At 60.3% G+C, this 17,697-nt stretch carries 22 protein-coding genes; 20 read left to right on the plus strand and 2 right to left on the minus strand.

The features are described 5' to 3' along the window. Window positions 1-14: 14 nt before the first annotated feature. On the minus strand, window positions 15-1,790 hold the full coding sequence (gcl, locus tag EX20_RS27435; RefSeq protein WP_034195370.1) for a glyoxylate carboligase: 1,776 nt from the start codon (window positions 1,788-1,790) through the stop codon (window positions 15-17). Window positions 1,791-1,982: 192 nt separating this feature from the next. Here gcl and EX20_RS27440 point away from each other — a divergent pair, with 192 nt between their 5' ends. The 18 genes from EX20_RS27440 to EX20_RS31490 all read left to right on the plus strand — a co-directional run bounded on the left by EX20_RS27440 (window position 1,983) and on the right by EX20_RS31490 (window position 15,485). Beyond that, the gene (locus tag EX20_RS27440) at window positions 1,983-2,894 is read left to right on the plus strand and encodes a LysR family transcriptional regulator (protein ID WP_011885024.1); all 912 of its coding nucleotides are present in this window, start codon (window positions 1,983-1,985) and stop codon (window positions 2,892-2,894) included. 204 nt (window positions 2,895-3,098) lie between these two features. After that, entirely contained in the window at window positions 3,099-3,473 is a 375-nt protein-coding gene (rpsF, locus tag EX20_RS27445) for a 30S ribosomal protein S6 (protein ID WP_006755436.1), read from the plus strand. A 40-nt stretch (window positions 3,474-3,513) separates the two neighbouring features. Beyond that, a complete protein-coding gene (priB, locus tag EX20_RS27450; protein ID WP_011885023.1) occupies window positions 3,514-3,813 on the plus strand; it encodes a primosomal replication protein N in 300 nt (99 codons plus the stop codon). Window positions 3,814-3,817: 4 nt separating this feature from the next. Beyond that, complete coding sequence (gene rpsR, locus EX20_RS27455) at window positions 3,818-4,093, plus strand: 30S ribosomal protein S18 (protein ID WP_011885022.1); 276 nt, start codon at window positions 3,818-3,820, stop codon at window positions 4,091-4,093. 27 nt (window positions 4,094-4,120) lie between these two features. Next, on the plus strand, window positions 4,121-4,573 hold the full coding sequence (gene rplI / locus EX20_RS27460) for a 50S ribosomal protein L9 (protein WP_011885021.1): 453 nt from the start codon (window positions 4,121-4,123) through the stop codon (window positions 4,571-4,573). A gap of 135 nt (window positions 4,574-4,708) precedes the next feature. Beyond that, window positions 4,709-6,091: a replicative DNA helicase gene (locus EX20_RS27465; RefSeq protein ID WP_011885020.1), complete on the plus strand. Its 1,383-nt coding sequence runs from the start codon at window positions 4,709-4,711 to the stop codon at window positions 6,089-6,091. 317 nt (window positions 6,092-6,408) lie between these two features. Continuing rightward, the gene (locus tag EX20_RS27470; protein ID WP_034195371.1) at window positions 6,409-7,545 is read left to right on the plus strand and encodes a tyrosine-type recombinase/integrase; all 1,137 of its coding nucleotides are present in this window, start codon (window positions 6,409-6,411) and stop codon (window positions 7,543-7,545) included. A gap of 322 nt (window positions 7,546-7,867) precedes the next feature. Then, window positions 7,868-8,047 carry a helix-turn-helix transcriptional regulator gene (locus EX20_RS27475; protein WP_034195372.1) on the plus strand — a complete coding sequence of 60 codons (180 nt, stop codon included), beginning with the start codon at window positions 7,868-7,870 and terminating at the stop codon, window positions 8,045-8,047. Window positions 8,048-8,057: 10 nt separating this feature from the next. Continuing rightward, entirely contained in the window at window positions 8,058-8,279 is a 222-nt protein-coding gene (locus EX20_RS32310) for a hypothetical protein (protein ID WP_131929082.1), read from the plus strand. After that, the gene (locus EX20_RS32315; RefSeq protein ID WP_131929081.1) at window positions 8,269-9,015 is read left to right on the plus strand and encodes a helix-turn-helix domain-containing protein; all 747 of its coding nucleotides are present in this window, start codon (window positions 8,269-8,271) and stop codon (window positions 9,013-9,015) included. Before EX20_RS32310 ends, EX20_RS32315 begins: the two co-directional genes overlap by 11 nt. A gap of 584 nt (window positions 9,016-9,599) precedes the next feature. Next, entirely contained in the window at window positions 9,600-10,115 is a 516-nt protein-coding gene (locus EX20_RS27485) for a hypothetical protein (protein WP_131929080.1), read from the plus strand. A gap of 14 nt (window positions 10,116-10,129) precedes the next feature. Then, the gene (locus tag EX20_RS32320) at window positions 10,130-10,441 is read left to right on the plus strand and encodes a hypothetical protein (protein WP_131929079.1); all 312 of its coding nucleotides are present in this window, start codon (window positions 10,130-10,132) and stop codon (window positions 10,439-10,441) included. Window positions 10,442-10,460: 19 nt separating this feature from the next. Then, on the plus strand, window positions 10,461-10,721 hold the full coding sequence (locus EX20_RS27495; RefSeq protein WP_034195376.1) for a hypothetical protein: 261 nt from the start codon (window positions 10,461-10,463) through the stop codon (window positions 10,719-10,721). Between the two features lie 79 nt (window positions 10,722-10,800). After that, window positions 10,801-11,922, plus strand: a complete 1,122-nt coding sequence (locus EX20_RS27500) for a hypothetical protein (protein ID WP_034195377.1) — start codon at window positions 10,801-10,803, stop codon at window positions 11,920-11,922. A gap of 59 nt (window positions 11,923-11,981) precedes the next feature. Beyond that, window positions 11,982-14,054, plus strand: coding sequence for a hypothetical protein (locus EX20_RS27505; RefSeq protein ID WP_034195378.1), 2,073 nt, complete (start codon window positions 11,982-11,984; stop codon window positions 14,052-14,054). Continuing rightward, the gene (locus EX20_RS27510) at window positions 14,054-14,332 is read left to right on the plus strand and encodes a hypothetical protein (protein ID WP_034195379.1); all 279 of its coding nucleotides are present in this window, start codon (window positions 14,054-14,056) and stop codon (window positions 14,330-14,332) included. Before EX20_RS27505 ends, EX20_RS27510 begins: the two co-directional genes overlap by 1 nt. A gap of 84 nt (window positions 14,333-14,416) precedes the next feature. After that, window positions 14,417-14,821 (plus strand): hypothetical protein, encoded by a 405-nt coding sequence (locus EX20_RS27515; RefSeq protein ID WP_034195380.1) that lies wholly within the window; start codon window positions 14,417-14,419, stop codon window positions 14,819-14,821. Next, window positions 14,808-15,485, plus strand: coding sequence for an HGGxSTG domain-containing protein (locus tag EX20_RS31490; protein WP_081350627.1), 678 nt, complete (start codon window positions 14,808-14,810; stop codon window positions 15,483-15,485). The genes EX20_RS27515 and EX20_RS31490 overlap by 14 nt, the downstream gene beginning before the upstream one ends. A gap of 286 nt (window positions 15,486-15,771) precedes the next feature. On the opposite strand, the gene EX20_RS32325 is transcribed toward EX20_RS31490, so the two are convergent. After that, window positions 15,772-16,209, minus strand: a complete 438-nt coding sequence (locus EX20_RS32325; protein WP_131929077.1) for a hypothetical protein — start codon at window positions 16,207-16,209, stop codon at window positions 15,772-15,774. 10 nt (window positions 16,210-16,219) lie between these two features. Here EX20_RS32325 and EX20_RS31495 point away from each other — a divergent pair, with 10 nt between their 5' ends. Together EX20_RS31495 and EX20_RS27540 are read left to right on the plus strand one after the other, a co-directional pair. Next, window positions 16,220-16,927: an FRG domain-containing protein gene (locus EX20_RS31495; RefSeq protein ID WP_165927443.1), complete on the plus strand. Its 708-nt coding sequence runs from the start codon at window positions 16,220-16,222 to the stop codon at window positions 16,925-16,927. Window positions 16,928-17,073: 146 nt separating this feature from the next. Next, the gene (locus EX20_RS27540) at window positions 17,074-17,661 is read left to right on the plus strand and encodes a recombinase family protein (RefSeq protein ID WP_034195424.1); all 588 of its coding nucleotides are present in this window, start codon (window positions 17,074-17,076) and stop codon (window positions 17,659-17,661) included. Window positions 17,662-17,697 lie beyond the last annotated feature (36 nt).

The following is a 17,697-nucleotide window of genomic DNA, read 5'->3' on the forward strand; positions in this document are numbered from 1 at the left end:
GGATTGCCTGCGGGTCAGTCGAGCATCGAGATCGCGGTCGGCGCGTGCTCGGCCTTCTCGGCGAGGTCCTCGAACTCGTTGATCGCATCGATTTCGGCGCCCATCGAGATGTTGGTCACGCGCTCGAGGATCACCTCGACGATCACCGGCACGCTTAACTCGTTCGCGAGCGCTTGCGCCTGCTTCAGCGCCGGCGCGATCTGTTCCGGCTTGAACACGCGCAGCGCCTTGCAGCCGAGCCCTTCGGCCACCGCGACGTGATCGACGCCATAGCCGTTCAGCTCCGGCGCATTCACGTTGTCGAACGCGAGCTGCACGCAGTAGTCCATGTCGAATGCGCGCTGCGCCTGACGGATCAGCCCCAGATACGAGTTGTTCACGACGACGTGCACGTACGGCAGCTTGAACTGCGCGCCGGCGGCGAGCTCTTCGATCATGAACTGGAAGTCGTAGTCGCCGGACAGCGCGACGATCGGACGGCTCGGGTCGGCCGCGCGCACGCCGAGCGCGGCCGGAATCGTCCAGCCGAGCGGTCCGGCCTGGCCGCAGTTGATCCAGTTGCGCGCCTTGAACACGTGCAGGAACTGCGCGGCCGCGATCTGCGACAGGCCGATCGTGCTGACGTAGCAGGTATCGCGGCCGAACACCTTGTTCATCTCCTCGTACACGCGCTGCGGCTTGACCGGCACGTCGTCGAAGTGCGTCTTGCGCTGCAGCGAGCGCTTGCGCGCCTGGCAGTCCGACACCCACGCGCTGCGGTCCTTCAGCTTGCCGGCCGCCTTCCATTCCTGCGCGACGGCGACGAACAGCTCGAGCGCGGCCTTCGCATCGGACACGATGCCGAGATCGGGGCCGAACACGCGCCCGATCTGCGTCGGCTCGATGTCGACGTGTACGAACGTGCGGCCCTTCGTGTAGACCTCGACGCTGCCCGTGTGGCGATTCGCCCAGCGGTTGCCGATGCCGAGGACGAAGTCCGCCGCGAGCATCGTCGCGTTGCCGTAGCGGTGCGAGGTCTGCAGGCCGACCATGCCGGCCATCAACGGGTGGTCGTCGGCAATCGCGCCCCACGACATCAGCGTCGGGATCACCGGCACGCCGAGCGTTTCGGCGAAGCGGACCAGCAGGTCTTCCGCGGCCGCGTTGATCACGCCGCCGCCCGACACGATCAGCGGCCGGTCGGCGTCGTTGAGCATCGCGAGCGCGCGCTCGATCTGCGCGCGGGTCGCCGCGGGCTTGTACACCGGCAGCGGCTCGTAGGTGTCGATGTCGAATTCGATCTCGGCGAGCTGGACGTCGATCGGCAGGTCCACCAGCACCGGGCCCGGACGCCCCGAGCGCATCAGGTGGAAGGCCTGCTGGAACACGCGCGGCACCAGCGCCGGCTCGCGCACGGTGACGGCCCATTTGGTGACGGGCTTGGCGATCGATTCGATGTCGACGGCCTGGAAGTCTTCCTTGTACAGCCGCGCGCGCGGCGCCTGGCCGGTGATCGCGAGGATCGGAATCGAATCGGCCGACGCGGAGTACAGGCCGGTGATCATGTCGGTGCCGGCCGGGCCCGACGTGCCGATGCACACGCCGATATTGCCGGCTGCGGCGCGCGTATAGCCTTCGGCCATGTGCGACGCGCCCTCGACGTGGCGCGCCAGCACGTGGCTGATGCCGCCCGACTTGCGCAGCGCCGAGTAGAACGGGTTGATCGCGGCGCCCGGCACGCCGAACGCGGTCTGGATGCCTTCTTTCTCGAGCACCAGTACGGCGGCGTCGACGGCTCTCATCTTGGCCATGCATGTCTCCTTGAATGTACGGATCTGGCGAATCGGTCTGTTGGAGGCACTTTAGGGATGCAGGAAAGGTTTGATAAGATCAGCCGGAGTCGCTTATTTCGAAACTAAAAGTATGGAATCGCGGCCGGACGGGGCTTCCCGGCGGCTTCTCGGCCGCTTCCGGCCGTGTCGCAGCCGCGATGGAGACGAAAAATGGATCGTTTCAAGCAGATCGAGACGTTCGTGCGCGTGGCCGACGCCGGCAGCCTGGCCGCGGCCGCGCTGGAGGAAGGCGTGTCGCCGGTGGTGCTCGGGCGGCGCATCGACGCGCTCGAACGGCGCCTCGGCGTGAAGCTGATGTACCGCTCGACGCGGCGGCTGGTGGTCAGCGAGGAGGGCGCCGCGTTTCTCGAGCGCTGCCGCGGGCTGCTGTCCGAATGGGACCAGGCGGAGAACGAGCTGGCGGCGGGGCGGCGCGCGGTCAGCGGGCACCTGATCGTGTCGGCGCCGGCCGCGTTCGGCCGCAAGCACGTGGCGCCGCACGCGCCCGGCTTCCTCGCCGACAAGCCCGACATGCAGCTGTCGTTCAACCTGACCGATCGCGTGGTCGATCTCGTGCGCGAAGGCTACGACCTGTCGATCCGGATCGGCGGCTCGGTGGATCCGAACTTCGTCGCGGTGAAGCTCGCGTCGAACCGGCGTGTGGTGTGCGGCACGCCCGCGTATTTCCGCAAGCACGGCCGGCCGAAGTCGCTCGACGATCTGCTGCGGCACAACTGCCTCGCGTTCAACCTGCAGGGCGGCCAGAACCGCGGCTGGTACTTCCAGCGCCACGGCAAGATCGTGACGATGCGCGTGACCGGCAATCTCGACTGCAACGACGGCGAGCTGCTGCATCGCTGGGTCGCGGAGAGTCTCGGGCTCGGCTGGCGCTCGACCTGGGAAATCGCCGCGCAGCTCGAAACGGGCGAACTGGAAACGGTGCTCGACGAATACGCGCTGCCCGACTACGACATCCTCGCCGTCTATCCGCAGCAACGCTACGTGCCGGCGCGCGTGCGCTACTTCATCGACTACCTGCGCGACGCCTACGCGCGCCCCGGCTACTGGAGCAGCCCGCCGTGAGTGCCGCCGCGCCGTCGTCTCCGGAGCGAGCGAAGGCCCGCGCCGGCAGTCCGGACGATTCAAGTCGTTGAAAACACGGCCGAATCTGCCGGGAAAAGCTGGGTCGGTGTTGCATGCGGCCCGTATCCGGGTTAGAATCTTCAGCTTCTCACTTGCCACACCGGTTCAGACGCCCGGGTGGCTTCAATCCACAAGGAGTGTGTAATGCGTCATTACGAAATCGTATTCATCGTGCACCCGGATCAGAGCGAGCAAGTGCCCGCGATGATCGAGCGTTACAAGACCACGATCACGACGCACGGCGGCCAGATCCACCGTGTCGAAGACTGGGGCCGTCGCCAGCTGGCCTACATGATCGAGAAACTCGCGAAGGCTCACTACGTCTGCATGAACATCGAGTGCGACCAGACGACGCTCGACGAACTCGAACACGCGTTCAAGTTCAACGACGCCGTGCTGCGCCACCTCATCGTCAAGATGAAGAAGGCCGAAACCGGCCCGTCGCCGATGATGAAGGAAGTTCAGCGCGAAGAAGCCAAGAAGGCGGCTGCAGCTCAGCCGACCGAAGCGCAGGCTTAAGTTCGTCACTCATTAAGCCATCAAGGAGCGCGCCCCTCACGTGAACAGGTTGCAATTGACGGCGAGCGTCGTCGAACGCGCACCGGTGCGATATACGCCGGCAGGTGTTCCGATCGCAAGCGCCACGTTGCATCACCGCACGGAGGTCGTCGAAGCAGGCATTCCCCGTCAGGTCGACATGACGATCGAAGCGGTGGCGGCCGGTGAGGCGAGCGGCAAGCTGGAAAGTCGTGAAATGGGCGTCGAGACGCTGTTCACGGGCTTCCTGGCAAAAAAGAGCCGCAACGCGAGAACCTTGGTGTTTCACATCACTGCATTGCAGGACATAGGAAAGGACTGAAATCATGGCCCGCCCGACTGGTAAGAAATTCGACAAGCGTCGTCAGCAACAAAACCCGCTCTTCAAGCGCAAGAAGTTCTGCCGCTTCACGGCTGCAGGCGTCGATCAGATCGACTACAAGGACACGGAAACGCTGAAGGACTTCATCGGCGAAAACGGCAAGATCACGCCGGCTCGTCTGACGGGTACGAAGGCGCACTATCAGCGTCAGCTGGATACGGCAATCAAGCGTGCGCGTTTCCTCGCGCTGCTGCCGTACACCGATCAGCACAAGGCGTAATCAGGCGACGCAATAAGGAGAATTCGAATGCAAATCATTCTGTTGGAAAAAGTCGCCAATCTGGGCAACCTCGGCGATATCGTCAAGGTCAAGGACGGTTACGCTCGCAACTTCCTGATCCCGAACCGCAAGGCTCGCCGTGCAACGAAGGAAGCGATCGCCGAATTCGAAGTTCGCCGCGCCGAACTCGAAAAGATCGCCGCTGAAAAGCTGGCGGCATCGCAGGCAGTCGGCGAGAAGCTGAACGGCCAAGCGTTCGAAGTCACGCAGAAGTCGGGCGTCGACGGCCGTCTGTTCGGCTCGGTCACGAACGGCGACGTCGCGGAACTGCTGAAGAAGGCAGGTTTCGAAGTCGAGAAGCTGCAAGTTCGCATGCCGGAAGGCCCGCTGAAGATGATCGGCGAGCACGTCGTTCAAGTCGCGCTGCATACGGACGTCGTCGTCGACGTCACGATCAACGTGATCGGCGACCACGCATAAGCGTACGCAAGCTTGCCGGGCGGCTTCCGCCGTCCGGACAAGGGCAGGCGCCCGGGCAACCGGGGCCTGCCTTTTTTTTGCCGATTGCCGGCAACCCGTAGCGCCGCTGCGATCTATTCGCGATAATCCCAACCCATGAACGCGCCGCAAGATCCCCAAATCGAATCGCTGAAAGTCCCGCCGCATTCGGTGGAAGCCGAGCAATCGGTGCTCGGCGGCCTGTTGCTCGACAACGCGGCATGGGACCGGATCGCCGACTTCCTGTCGCAGGGCGACTTCTATCGCTACGACCACCGGATCATCTACGAGCACATCGGCCGGCTGATCGCGGCCACGCGCCCGGCCGACGTCGTGACCGTATACGAAGCGCTGACGACGTCGGGCAAGGCCGAAGACGTCGGCGGGCTCGCCTACCTGAACGCACTCGCGCAGAACACGCCGAGCGCCGCGAACATCCGGCGCTACGCGGAAATCGTGCGCGACCGCGCGGTGCTGCGCCGGCTCGTGTCGGTCGCCGACGAAATCTCGGCCGACGCATTCAATCCGCAGGGCAAGGAAGTCCGCCAGCTGCTCGACGAGGCCGAGTCGAAGGTGTTCTCGATCGCCGAAGAGGGCGCGCGCGGCAATCAGGGCTTTCTCGAGATCGGCCCGCTGCTCACGCAGGTCGTCGAGCGGATCGACACGCTGTATCACACCGCGAACCCGAGCGACGTCACCGGCACGCCGACGGGCTTCGTCGACCTCGACCGGATGACGTCCGGGATGCACGGCGGCGAGCTGATCATCGTCGCGGGGCGCCCGTCGATGGGCAAGACCGCGTTTTCGATGAACATCGGCGAATACGTCGCGGTCGAATACGGCTTGCCGGTCGCGGTGTTCTCGATGGAAATGCCGGGCACCCAGCTCGTGATGCGGATGCTCGGCTCGATCGGCCGGCTGGACCAGCACCGGATGCGTACCGGCCGGCTGACCGACGAGGACTGGCCGAAGCTCACCCACGCGGTGCAGAAGATGAGTGAGGCGCAGCTTTTCATCGACGAGACGGGCGGCCTGAACCCGATGGAATTGCGCTCGCGCGCGCGGCGTCTCGCGCGGCAGTGCGGCAAGCTCGGGCTGATCATCGTCGACTACCTGCAGCTGATGTCGGGTTCGTCGCAGGGCGAAAACCGCGCGACCGAAATCTCGGAAATCTCGCGGTCGCTGAAGAGCCTCGCCAAGGAACTCGACGTGCCGGTGATCGCGCTGTCGCAGCTGAACCGCGGTCTCGAACAGCGGCCGAACAAGCGCCCGGTGATGTCGGATTTGCGCGAATCGGGTGCAATCGAACAGGATGCGGACGTGATCCTGTTCATTTATCGCGACGAGGTCTACAATCCGGACAGCCCGGACAAAGGCACGGCCGAGATCATCATCGGCAAGCAGCGTAACGGTCCGATCGGCCCTGTTCGGCTCACGTTCCTGGGTCAATACACGAAGTTCGACAACTTTGCGGGAGCGCAGAACTTCTACGGCGAGTGACGCCGCTTGTAAAGTCCTAAATCGCCAAACGTTGTATCCAATCCCGGCGCGTGCATGTGCACGCGTCGCGTCGCAACCGAAAACGGTACAATGTCGCCCGTTTTCGTGACAGTAGTTTGACAATCTCTCAGGAATCCCATGTTCGGTCGATTCATGCCCACCGAGGGCAAAAAATAGCGTTCGGCGATGTTCCGGGATGTTCGGCGGAATACCAATAAGGTACTGATAATAAAGAATTATGATGTGTTGGTGTGTGTCGATGTTCGGCAACGACATTCCGTATAAAATACGTATACGGAAAACGTTCAGGGCGTTGCATGAAGAGACTAAGCATCCAGACGAAAACGGCCCGCGCTAAGCTCGTGCCCCGTCGTGAACCTTATTGGGAGCGCATCAGCACGGGCGTCCATGTGGGGTACCGCAAGCTAGAGTCAGGCGCGGGGACGTGGATCGGTCGCCGTCTGGGCGAAAGCGGCAAATACCAGTTCAGTTCGTTCGGGGACGGGCTTTGCGAATACGACGAGGCGCGGAGGGCGGTTGAGCGCTGGGCGGACGAGTTGGCGGCAGGTGTTCACCACGACAGAAAGTCAATCGCAGACGTATGCCGCCTGTATGTCGAGAACCGACGCAAGGAAAAGGGCGAGGGCACCGCCTATGACGCCGAGGGGCGATTTCGGCGATTGGTGTACGACAAACCGATCGGCGCGATCAACATCGCGAGATTGCGGCCGTTAGATGTCGAGCAGTGGCGGAATGCTCAACTCGACGACGATGATCCCGACGACGAAGAGAGCTACAAGCGAGCCAAGGATTCTGCGAACCGCAATCTCAAGTCGTTGAAGGCGGCCTTGAACTACGCTAAAACGCGACTCAAACTCGTATCGAGCGACGCAGGTTGGAAGGAGGTCAATCAATTTCCGGATGTCGGGGCGCGTCGGAAAGGTTGGCTGACGGCTGACCAGCGAGCGGGGCTTCTTGACGCAATGCAGGGCGATTTGCGCACGTTGGCAACTGCTCTACTGCTCATTGGAGCGCGGCCCGGTGAGGTCGCGACCGCGAATGTGTCCGACTTCGATCGCAACGCAGGAGTGCTGGTGCTCAACGGCAAGACCGGGCGTCGTGAAGTACGGTTATCCGACAAGGCACGGGATTTTTTTGCATTGCAAGCTAAAGACAAGCTCGCCAATGCGCCATTGTTGACCAGGGCGGATGCGCAGCGCTGGACAGCGCCTGCATGGGGGCGGGAATTCAGAGAGGCGCGGGAGGCAGCTGGCTTGCCAGACGCAGTCTTGTACTGCATGCGACATACATACATCAGCGAAGCGATCGCGCAAGGCATAGACGTTTACACGGTGGCCGAGTTGACCGGCACGAGCGTGACGATAATCCAATCGAATTATGGGATGCTCACCGGAAATATTGTGGAGCGACTTAATCGAGTTTCGCTTTTGTAGCCGGAGAGTTGGCGCGGGGCCGCGATGAATTTATTCTCAATGAGTGAAGTTATTTTTCTTGATTGATAAGATTCCGCTATTAGATTGACGAGGCGGTACGATTCCACTATGATTTAGCTACCGTGGCAGAAGTTCGCGGTAAAGAGCCGGTGTCCCCGATTGGGGGCGCCGGTTTTTTTTGGCCAAATGCTAACAAGCCTACGTTTCGTTGAACGCAGCGGAACATTCTTTCCAAGGTAAGCATTCGATGGAATGTTTGCTTTTTCGTTGACGCCCGCTGACGCCGGAAGGCACGCGGGCTTTTTCATTTCTGGGGACGCATATGCGCGACTATCTGAGTGTGAAGGAAGTAGTTGAACTCACCGGCATTGGGCGAACGACGATCCACATGCTTGTGAAGAAGGGCGAGTTTGCAATGCCGTTCCGGCTATCGCCTCGTCGCATTGCGTTTCGCCGAAGCGAAGTTGAAAGCTGGATCGAGTCTCGCCGCCAAGGCATCTAAGGGAGGTGGCATGGCGATCAACGAACGCAGCCCTGTACTGGTGACGCGCGAACCCGAAGAGGTTCGAGTATCCATCGCGGATCTTATGGCGGATACCGGTTTGGCCGAATACGAAGTGCATGATGCGCTCGGCTTTTGCGAAAGGGATGGCTGGCTGAACGTGCGCGACTTCGATGGCAAAGTCGGCACATTCTCGGTGCAGATTCCGAAGGGGCTGAAACATGCTCAGTGAATGGGATCTGAACGAAATGATGAAGAAAGCCGGTATTCCTGCAACGGCACGTCACGTGCTGCGGACCATCCGTATGCGCCTTGCGATGGGAAAGGCGTTTCCGTCCTACCAAACCATCGCAGACGACGTTGGTATCTCTCGCCGTTCGGCGATCAAGACCGTTGGCGATTGTGTCGAGAACGGATGGCTGGCTATTCGAAAGCGGTCGAAGGCGCCGGGGCACAACGATACGAACGTGTATGAATTGACGCCACATCATGACATCTGGTGCGCGTCCAGCGACCGGCAGCCTGCCGAAGATTGCGCCGCTCAGGTTGAGATGGTGAAGGAGAATCACCGTGGTGGTGAACGACGTTCACTAGGGGTGGTGAACGTCGTTCACCAAGGTAGTGTTCGACGTTCACTCAAACAAGGAAGTAACGAGGAAACGAACGAGGAAGAGAACAAGGAACATGGATCGGCCGCTGATGCGGCCGATCCTCCGCTCGCCTCTGACGAGGCGCCGATTGTTCCTGTTTTCTACGATGGATTTCCCGCGTACCTGCTCGATTTTTGCCAAGAGAATCGCATCGAAGATGCTGAGCGCGTGTGGCAGACCTTCCAATGTCATGCGGCTCGGGAGCGCTACCGATTCGAGGGCGCAGCATGGGGAAAGCCCGCGGCGGCGAAGCTGTTCGGCAGGTTCGTGAGCGCTGGATTGGCGCAGACGAATGGATGTGCGAAAGAGGCGGCGTAATCGACGCCCCTCTGCAAGCTGCTTTTGCTTGGCGCCTATCTGGACCCGAATCGATCGGGCTTGCCGACCGAGACAGACGCCCGGATTCGATATATCCACGTCCGCTGCGCCGTTCGCTTGGCGAGCGTAATGGGTGGTGAGGGTGGGCGCCGCCAAAGGCTTGTAGAGGGCGCGAACAGCAGAATCCAAAGCCGACAGTTAAAGGAGTCGAAATGCGGAAAAGGCCAATTGCCAATGATCGACGCGTCGCCGATCGGGTAACCGGGATCGTTGAACGGCTCGTTCGAGCCGCGTTCGCGTGCATGCCCGCTGATGAGGCGAGCAGGTTCGCGAAGCAACTTATCTTCAAGATGCACCGGCTGCGCGACGAGGTTCGCGCGTCCTAATCGCTGCGGCAGTGAACGAAACTGCCGCACGAAAGTTTGTGTCGTCCGAAACGTGATTTGGCTAAATTTCGTTCATGCCTGAAAGGCGTGATCGAATCCGTCCGATTTCGTGCAGTCCCGGACGCCGCGAACTAACCAATAGCGCCCACACGCTAGACGTGTTGGGCGCTTTTTTTATTCAATCGAAAGGAGCATTGAATGTCGCATGAAATCGCAACGGAATCGAACGTTACAGACCGAGTCGGGAGCGCTTGGAACGAAGTGATTCGTGCCCGCCGTCACCATCAAGCCGTGTCGGACGAGATCAGATCGACGACCCGGTATCTCCACGAAGCGCACCGTGCTGCGCATCGGGCACGGGAGCGATCGGCAGGATCCGAAGAGCTTCGGCAAGTCGACGCCACCGTATCGGCTGCGCATCAAAAGCTCACTGCGCTGCAAGCCGATCAACGAAAGGCAGAGATCGCGGTGGCGACAGCCGAGATCGCACATGGTCACGCAGGAAAGATGCAGGAACAGGTCGATCGAGAGCGCGCGTCAGCTGATTATCGGACACTACTCGCGGAGTGGAGCGCTCTGATCGATGCGAACCGCGATTTGCTGAATAGGGTCATCGGTGCTGCGCGCGGGGAACGCCATTGGCGGAGTGGAAAGGCGCACGACGTGCTGACGGCGGCCGAGGTCGAAAGCCTTGTCCGCAATGGTCTTCTCTGAATCGGAGTTGCGACATGAAAACGATGGTTTCGCCCAATACCGCATCAGTAATCGTAAACGGTCGCACGTATTCGACGCCGGTTGCTGGCTTGACCGTTGCGAATGTTCCAGACGCAGACGCGGCGGGGCTCATGGAGCATGGCTGGCGGGACGCAGCTCATTTCCAGAGCTTAAGTAAGCCGACTCAGACAGCGCGTCAGACGCAAATCGACGACGTGGCTGGCAACTTCGCGCCGAACAGTACTTACGGGGGAGTGTTCCCCTCGCTGAACGTCGAAGACGCGCTCGCACAACTCGCAGCCCGACTGACGAAGATCGGTGCGTAACGAATACTTTGGAGGATAGATGAGGGATCACGAAACGCTCGACGAATTCGAGGCGCGCCTCAAGCGCGAATACAACGAGCGCCAGGAGGCGGCTCGCCGCGAGAGCGAAAACGTGCGCGGTGCGTCGGACGGTGATTACGAGTCGCACAAGACAGCGATGCTGTCGGGTGCGAAAGCTGCGTTGATGCGTCGACCGGTGATCGAATATCCCGACGTGCGCGGCATGTCGGATGCCGAGTACCAAGCGCAGCGATCGAAGCTTGTGCGAGGCGGGCGCTAATCGCGTAGGTAACGCAGCGGCGGGACATGGAGAACGGAGCGCGTGACGCTCCGTTTTGCTTTTTGGGAAAGGAGTATTGATGTCTGATTCAAATGCGAATTCGATTCGCGGTCTGGTCAAAGTGAACGACGAGAAAATCGACGGATGGATCAATTTCGAGGTCGAGAACAATACGTATGCATCGTCCGACTCGTTCAGAGTGCGGTTCGCGGCAAGCGCGTTATCGGCTGATAGGGCGGTCACATGGTTTGCACAGCAGCAAGACATGTACGTCGAATTGTTTGCGGGCGTGCCTGCTAATCCGACGAACTGGACTACGGACGATCTCCCGAGTTGGATCTACGGGCAGGTCGACAACATCAGTCACGACCCCGTATCGGGCATTGTCGAGGTTTCCGGACGCGATTTGGCGCGCATGTTCATCGACGCTAAGACGACTGAGAAATTCCAGAACAAAACGTCGTCTCAAATCGCTTCGCTGCTCGCCGCTCGGCACGGCCTCACCCCGCAGGTAACGAAAACATCGACCCTTGTCGGCAAGTATTACGCGATCGACCATGACGCGATGAACAATGCTCGTACCGAGTGGGATTTGCTCTGCTATTTCGCGCGGATCGAACAATTCGTCGTCTACGTGCGCGGGAAGACCCTGTACTACCAACCGAGACCGGATCCGACGAAGACGACGCCGTATCGAATCACGTGGACACCTCCCGACGCGCACAACGGATCGCCGACCTGTAACGTCGAAGGTTTGAAATTCTCGCGAACGTTGACTGTATCCCGTGGTGTCTATGTGCAGGTTCGATCATTCAACGATGTCGACCAGCGCGTGTACACGGCGACGTACCCAACGTCTGCAAGCAAGAGGTCGACGGCGCCAGGATCGGTTGGAAACTCATCGGATGCTCAAACGTACTTCTACAGCGTTCCGAACCTGACGCAACAACAGTGCGTGCGGATGGCGCAAGCCAAGTATCAGGACATCGTGAGGCACGAAATGCGTGCTGAATTCGAGGTGCCTGCGGCCGGTAACGACGATCTCGACACGACATCCATCATCGAGATTTCCGGCACGGGAACAGCATACGACCAACTCTATTACCCCGAGTCGATCACGCGAGAACTTAGTGTTCCGGATGGCTATCGGATGGCCGTGCACGCGAAGAACCACGCACCGGACTCGTTAGCGCAAGGCTAACGTGACGCCCGTCTCGTCGGGCACAGGAGAAGATCATATTTGAGGCATTCAAAATCGGTGTGCGGATCAGCCTCATCAACAGCGCGTCTCTCGGGCTGGCCGCACTATCGAAAGACTTCCTGAAAACGGAAGGGGCAGCGAACCAACTTCAGCGGCAAATCGCCAGTATCCAAAAGCAGGCCGCGAAGGGCGCTTTGATGCTAGGCATGTCCGCAGGGATTGCGGGGGCGCTCAAGGTTCCATACGAAGAGGCGAAGAAACTTCGCATGGAGCAAGAAAAATTTCAAACGCTCAACCTTTCCGCCGCTGACAATGCGAAGGTGTTCGCCACCGCGCAGACGCTCGCACACAAGAACCTCGGCGCGACGATCGCCGACAACATCGCGCTCATCACTGACCTGCATACGGCAACCGGCGACCTCGGAAAGGCGCTTTCGCTGTCTGACGCATACAACCGGTTTGCGATCGCTGCGAAGATCCAGAACGACGGTAAGAACGTCGACGGCCTCGTGTACAACTCGGTCAAGGCGCTTGAGCATCGCGGCGACAAGGTGATGCAGAACCCGACCGAGCTTGCGAAGGAACTCGCGATGCAATCGCAGGTGTATTTCGCGACTCGCGGGCGTGTGTCGGCGAACGATTATTTTCATGCGTCGCAGACCGGCAAGGTCGCGTATCAAATGGCATCCGCGGATTTTCTATATGGTCCGTTCGCCGCATTCATGAGCGCCAAGACCGGCCCGACAGCGGGCACGGAAATGATGACCGCAAATAGTTCACTACTTGGTGGTCATATGGACAAGAAAGCGAAAGGCTTCTTGTCCGGCCTAGGACTATGGGAGACTAAGATTTCCCCAGAAGCGCTGGCAATCCAGCGCGTAATCGATCGAAATACGGATCCCGAGATGCGCAAGGCATTGCGTGCGCAGCACATCGAGACGCCAGTAACAGGTGGATTATCGGCAACGAATGCGGCACTGTTTGCGTCGAATCAAGCTAAGTTCGTAGATGAGGTTCTGGTTCCTGCCATTCGCAGAAAGTACGGCAACCTCAGCGAACAGCAGATCGGGCTGCTTATATCGCAAAACTTCAATCGCGGTACTGCTGACGATTTGAGCTTCTATGCGATGAGCGGACAGAAAGTTGCAAAAGATACAGCGATCTTCCGCCAATCGAAGGATTTCGGCCAAGCATATCGACAATACATCAAGTCTCCCGAGGGCGCTGAGGTCGCGGCAGAAGCCGCATGGAAAAATTTCCTCGCGATGCTTGGCTCAGTCTATCTGCCGACGATCACACGAGGGCTTCTGAGGCTTGGCGGCACCCTTGATCGCTTGAGCCAGACAGTCGAGCGACACCCTGCGCTCTTTAGGAATATCACTCACGGGCTAATTCTGCTCGCGGGCGGTTTGGCGATCAACGGAACGGTGCTGTTGCTCACGTCAGCATTGCGCGGGCTTGGGCTGGCTATCTCGATGACATTCATCACCGGCCCGGTACGTCTGATGGCGCTTGGTCGGGGATTCGTGGGGTTGGGGGCGAGCGTTTTCCGTATGGGCGGCGTAGTGTTCCGCGCTCTGCGCATCACGGGCGATGGGCTGGCTTTCCTACGCGGCATGGCGTTCATCGTAACCGGACCGATCGGCGCAATTGCGCGCGGCTTGCTCTTCCTCGGCCGCGCTCTCGCGATGCAGGCAGTCGGCGGCGCCGCGGGGATTGTCCGCCTCGCAGGCGCGATCGCCGGAAGCGCATCGACGGCGTTCACTGGCGCGCTCGCTGCGCTCGTGAGCCCGCTCGGGATCGCCGTGCTCGCGCTCGGCACGCTGGCCGCCGCCGCTTACGCCTTCCGCCCGTTTACGCAGGCAGAAATCGACAGCTACAAGACGGACGGCGGCGTAAAGCTCTCGGCGTCCGCGCAGAAGCGCGTCGACGCTGGCGAGCTGACCTCATCGCCGTTTGTTCGCCCTCGGTCGAGCGGGGTCCATGTGACGACATACGCTGACTTCGGAAACGGGTTCGAGAAGGGCGTGACGAAGGTTGTCGGCGGAATCGTTTCTAAGTCTTCGGCACCGCTCGGATCCGGCATGTACGACTCCGGTCTGAGTCAGCCGATTCCAGGACAGGGGTACTGATGCTGACAGAAAACCAAGTTTTGAAGGTCCGCGATCACTTCGTTGATGAGGTGATCCGGTCGGGCGGTGACGATGGTGTAACGGCGGATGCGTTGAGGTGGGTGACGGGTGCGGCGAGGGTGACCGTCGATGAGCGCGAGGCTCTGGCGCGACGGTATCTCAGCGACAACGGGCTGAACTCAAATCCCGGCGAAAGCGCGGTCGAGGCTCTTGACCGGTTTAGTGCGATGAGTGACGCCGAGCTTGTCGCGCACTTGATTGCGTGCGGAAAGTTGTAACGGTCGAGTGGTCGGTAGAGATCGACGGGGTGCTGCGGTGCGGCACCCCGTTTTCATTTGGTGACCAGGGTACAGGAAACGAGTATGAGCAAGATGGATGTGGGAGGCGTTCCAGGGTTGCGCGCCGAGGTAGACCGGTTGCGGGCGGACATCGAGGCATTGGAGCATGAGATTGCGACGGCGCCGCGGCCTGGGCTGCGCGCAGCGCTCGCGGCGAGACGGGAGACGTATGGACGGCGGCTGCGGCGACTGGCCGAAATTATGCTCGCTGCGCCGATGCCGCGGCGCGAACTGACTCCGTTGCTCCGGAGGCAGCTCGACGCGATGGGGGCGACGGAACGTGATCGCGAGTGGATGTCAGGGCGTGCGCCATGTCCGACGTTCGACGGGCGGGATGTCGAACTGACGGCGATCCGGGCGGAATGGTACGGGGGCGCGACGGAAGAGGCGGCACACGGCCGTGCGGGGGGTGGGTATGGCCGAGTCTAAGGACGGCGTCTCGGCCGGTCTAACGGGCGATTCTGGAAATTCGTCCCATGACGCGCCCGCGCGCACCCGCGCGCGTGGCAAGCGGCGATGCGGTGCCCTGACTCGCTCGGGCGGGCAGTGCCAAGCCCCTGTCGTGCCTGGGAAGAATCGATGCCGACGACACGGCGGACATTCGGTCGGTTCACCGGGGCATACCAACGCGAAGAAGCACGGTATCTACGGGACATATCTCACCAATGCCGAAAGGGCGTCGCTGGATGATATTCGCGCTCAGACCGGAAAGCTCGATGCAGAAATCGAGCTGATTCGCGTGCGCATACAGCGAACGCTTGCGGCAGAAGAGCGAGCGGCGGCGAATGAGCATCACGGCCTCGAATTGCAGAAGTACCACGATCGTGAGGCGAGCGAGTTCACCGCTGGCGACGAGCGGGTGTACGAGCGCGTCGACTACAACGGCCATATCGACCGGCTGACGCGGCGGCTCGAATCGTTGGAGCGGACGAGAGTCGAAATGATCGACGCCCAAACGAAGCGCGACGCCGACCGCGACGACTTCGAGCCGGTGACCGAGTGGCGCATTTCGGTAATTGGGGAGAACGGGGATTTTACGCGACCGGACGGAACATTCGGCAACGTTAAGAACGGCGACGAACCTCACGCGTGATCCGTGCCCGCCGTCGTTCCGGGCTCATGAATGGAGTAATGATGCAATTTGAAATCAATGCCGTGACTGATCCGCGGCTCCAGGCGCTCGTGCATACCGACGAGAGAATCGAGATACCAAACCGGGCGCCGATTAGGCCGATCGATCAACCGTTCATCGACTTTGCATCACCGTGCCAGATTTGGCGGGGGGGACTGTCAGGGGAGGTTATCCACGCACCAGGATTGGCGATCGAATGGTGATCGTCACCCGCCTAGCCTGGGCGCTCTCGCGCCGCGTCCGACCGTCAGACATCGACGATCTGGTTGTCCGACACATCGTTTGCGATACACCTGGATGCATCAATCCGTTTCACCTTGCGATTGGCACGCAGAAAGACAACATCGGCGATTGCAAAGAGCAGAGTAGAACTCGGAAGCGCGGCGGAAAGTGTCCGGGTAACGCGGGAGAGCGAAGCGCTCACGCGAAGCTGACGACGGCTGCGGTGGTCGAGATTCGACGCCTGTTTGCCGGAGGGGCGCGGCAACGCGTGCTCGCGCAACGGTTCGGCGTGAGCGAGGATCAAATTTCGCGCATCGTCCGGAGATTCTCGTGGGCGCACGTCATGTGAACTGACGCGCGTTATTTGGACAGTTCGATCTACTTTCCGTATCTTGAATTCGGCTGGCATCTGAGAAAATGTGACCGGGTGGCGGCATTCAATCAATAAGCGGATGAACATCATGGGACACGGGATGATTAAGCTGACCGACGTGGATATGCTTCACAAGGTCTTTCGCGGATTTAGAAGTCACGACGGGGTGGGATGGTTGTTCAGGGGGCATGCTCAGGCGAGTTGGGAACTGCTGCCGAAGGCTGGGCGGCCCGAGTTCTATCTTCCAGATAACCGTGACCTTGGTCGATTCCATCACTGGACCGGAAGAGCTGTCGCATACACGTCGTTGTCTGAAAGTTACCTTGAACAGCTCGCGCTGGCGCAACATCATGGTCTTGCGACACGTCTTCTTGATTGGTCGATGAATCCATTGGTGGCCTGCTACTTTGCGTGTTCCGATCACGCCGATACGGATGGTGCGGTCTGGATATACGAGATGTGCGAAACGATCCTGACCGACGAGAACACCCGCGACATGCTAGAAGCTAAGAGCGGTGTGTTCGGCTATCTTCCCAAGGCAGCATTTCCGCGCGTCATAAACCAAAGGGGCGTGTTTACAGTTCATTGTGACGCGGCACATCCGATTGAGATCAGAGAGTCACGCGTAACCAAGGGGGTGCCCAATCTATTCCGGCTGGACATTCCCGCGGCGCTTAAGCGTCAAATCATCGCCCACCTTGGGGACTATGGCATTGATCGGATGCACCTGTTTCCCGATCTTGATGGACTTTCGGCGCACGTTAACGCCTCTACGGCGTTGATGCGGAAGCCCGGCGCAGACGAGTAGCCGATTCGATTCACGGGCATTTTGCCGTGCACGAAATCGAGCGGTTGCGTGCGCGATCGTTCGTGGTGAACGAAAAATAGCTTTTACATGTTTCGTGCGGGATGTATGATTCGTTCATCCATTTCGTTCACCCAAAGAGGCAGAACATGTCGCGCACGTTCATCTACGCCCGTGTTTCCACCGCAGAGCAGACACCGGAAAACCAAATCCGTGAGATTGAGGCGGCGGGCTTCGCCGTTGACCAGGACAAACGGAAGCAGCGCATCGTCGCTGAGTGCATCAGCGGTAGCGTCGCGGCCAGCGAGCGGCCCGGCTTCTCGAAGCTCTTGGACAGGATGGAGTCGGGTGACGTGCTGATTGTGACTAAGCTCGATCGCCTAGGCCGAAACGCGATGGATGTGCGTGCCACTGTCGAGCGATTGGCGGCCGATGGCGTGCGGGTGCATTGTCTGGCACTAGGCGGCGTTGACCTGACCAGTAGCGCGGGAAAGATGACGATGCAGGTTTTGTGCGCCGTCGCCGAGTTTGAGCGCGATCTACTAATCGAGCGCACGCAAGCCGGGTTGGCCCGCGCGAAGGCGGAAGGTAAGGTGATGGGGCGCCCGTCAGCATTGTCCGCGGAGCAGCAAGAAGACGCACGCAGTAGGCTTGCGCAGGGTGCAACCGTATCGGAGCTTGCTCGCGCTTACAAGACGAGCCGCACTACGATTCAGCGTGTCCGCGATCGTGGATGAGGCCGGAATAATCGTCATACAATAGTGCGGTAACAC

It is taken from the genome of Burkholderia sp. WP42 (assembly GCF_000745665.1).
GTDB classification, from domain to species: Bacteria; Pseudomonadota; Gammaproteobacteria; order Burkholderiales; family Burkholderiaceae; genus Burkholderia; species Burkholderia vietnamiensis.

Excerpts from the sequence above, each read along its gene's own strand:
- gcl (WP_034195370.1), bottom strand. The coding sequence starts at position 1,790 with ATGGCCAAGATGAGAGCCGTCGACGCCGCCGTACTGGTGCTCGAGAAA.
- EX20_RS27440 (WP_011885024.1), top strand. The coding sequence starts at position 1,983 with ATGGATCGTTTCAAGCAGATCGAGACGTTCGTGCGCGTGGCCGACGCC.
- rpsF (WP_006755436.1), top strand. The coding sequence starts at position 3,099 with ATGCGTCATTACGAAATCGTATTCATCGTGCACCCGGATCAGAGCGAG.
- rpsR (WP_011885022.1), top strand. The coding sequence starts at position 3,818 with ATGGCCCGCCCGACTGGTAAGAAATTCGACAAGCGTCGTCAGCAACAA.
- rplI (WP_011885021.1), top strand. The coding sequence starts at position 4,121 with ATGCAAATCATTCTGTTGGAAAAAGTCGCCAATCTGGGCAACCTCGGC.
- EX20_RS27465 (WP_011885020.1), top strand. The coding sequence starts at position 4,709 with ATGAACGCGCCGCAAGATCCCCAAATCGAATCGCTGAAAGTCCCGCCG.
- EX20_RS27470 (WP_034195371.1), top strand. The coding sequence starts at position 6,409 with ATGAAGAGACTAAGCATCCAGACGAAAACGGCCCGCGCTAAGCTCGTG.
- EX20_RS27475 (WP_034195372.1), top strand. The coding sequence starts at position 7,868 with ATGCGCGACTATCTGAGTGTGAAGGAAGTAGTTGAACTCACCGGCATT.
- EX20_RS32310 (WP_131929082.1), top strand. The coding sequence starts at position 8,058 with ATGGCGATCAACGAACGCAGCCCTGTACTGGTGACGCGCGAACCCGAA.
- EX20_RS32315 (WP_131929081.1), top strand. The coding sequence starts at position 8,269 with ATGCTCAGTGAATGGGATCTGAACGAAATGATGAAGAAAGCCGGTATT.
- EX20_RS27485 (WP_131929080.1), top strand. The coding sequence starts at position 9,600 with ATGTCGCATGAAATCGCAACGGAATCGAACGTTACAGACCGAGTCGGG.
- EX20_RS32320 (WP_131929079.1), top strand. The coding sequence starts at position 10,130 with ATGAAAACGATGGTTTCGCCCAATACCGCATCAGTAATCGTAAACGGT.
- EX20_RS27495 (WP_034195376.1), top strand. The coding sequence starts at position 10,461 with ATGAGGGATCACGAAACGCTCGACGAATTCGAGGCGCGCCTCAAGCGC.
- EX20_RS27500 (WP_034195377.1), top strand. The coding sequence starts at position 10,801 with ATGTCTGATTCAAATGCGAATTCGATTCGCGGTCTGGTCAAAGTGAAC.
- EX20_RS27510 (WP_034195379.1), top strand. The coding sequence starts at position 14,054 with ATGCTGACAGAAAACCAAGTTTTGAAGGTCCGCGATCACTTCGTTGAT.
- EX20_RS27515 (WP_034195380.1), top strand. The coding sequence starts at position 14,417 with ATGAGCAAGATGGATGTGGGAGGCGTTCCAGGGTTGCGCGCCGAGGTA.
- EX20_RS31490 (WP_081350627.1), top strand. The coding sequence starts at position 14,808 with ATGGCCGAGTCTAAGGACGGCGTCTCGGCCGGTCTAACGGGCGATTCT.
- EX20_RS32325 (WP_131929077.1), bottom strand. The coding sequence starts at position 16,209 with ATGATGTTCATCCGCTTATTGATTGAATGCCGCCACCCGGTCACATTT.
- EX20_RS31495 (WP_165927443.1), top strand. The coding sequence starts at position 16,220 with ATGATTAAGCTGACCGACGTGGATATGCTTCACAAGGTCTTTCGCGGA.
- EX20_RS27540 (WP_034195424.1), top strand. The coding sequence starts at position 17,074 with ATGTCGCGCACGTTCATCTACGCCCGTGTTTCCACCGCAGAGCAGACA.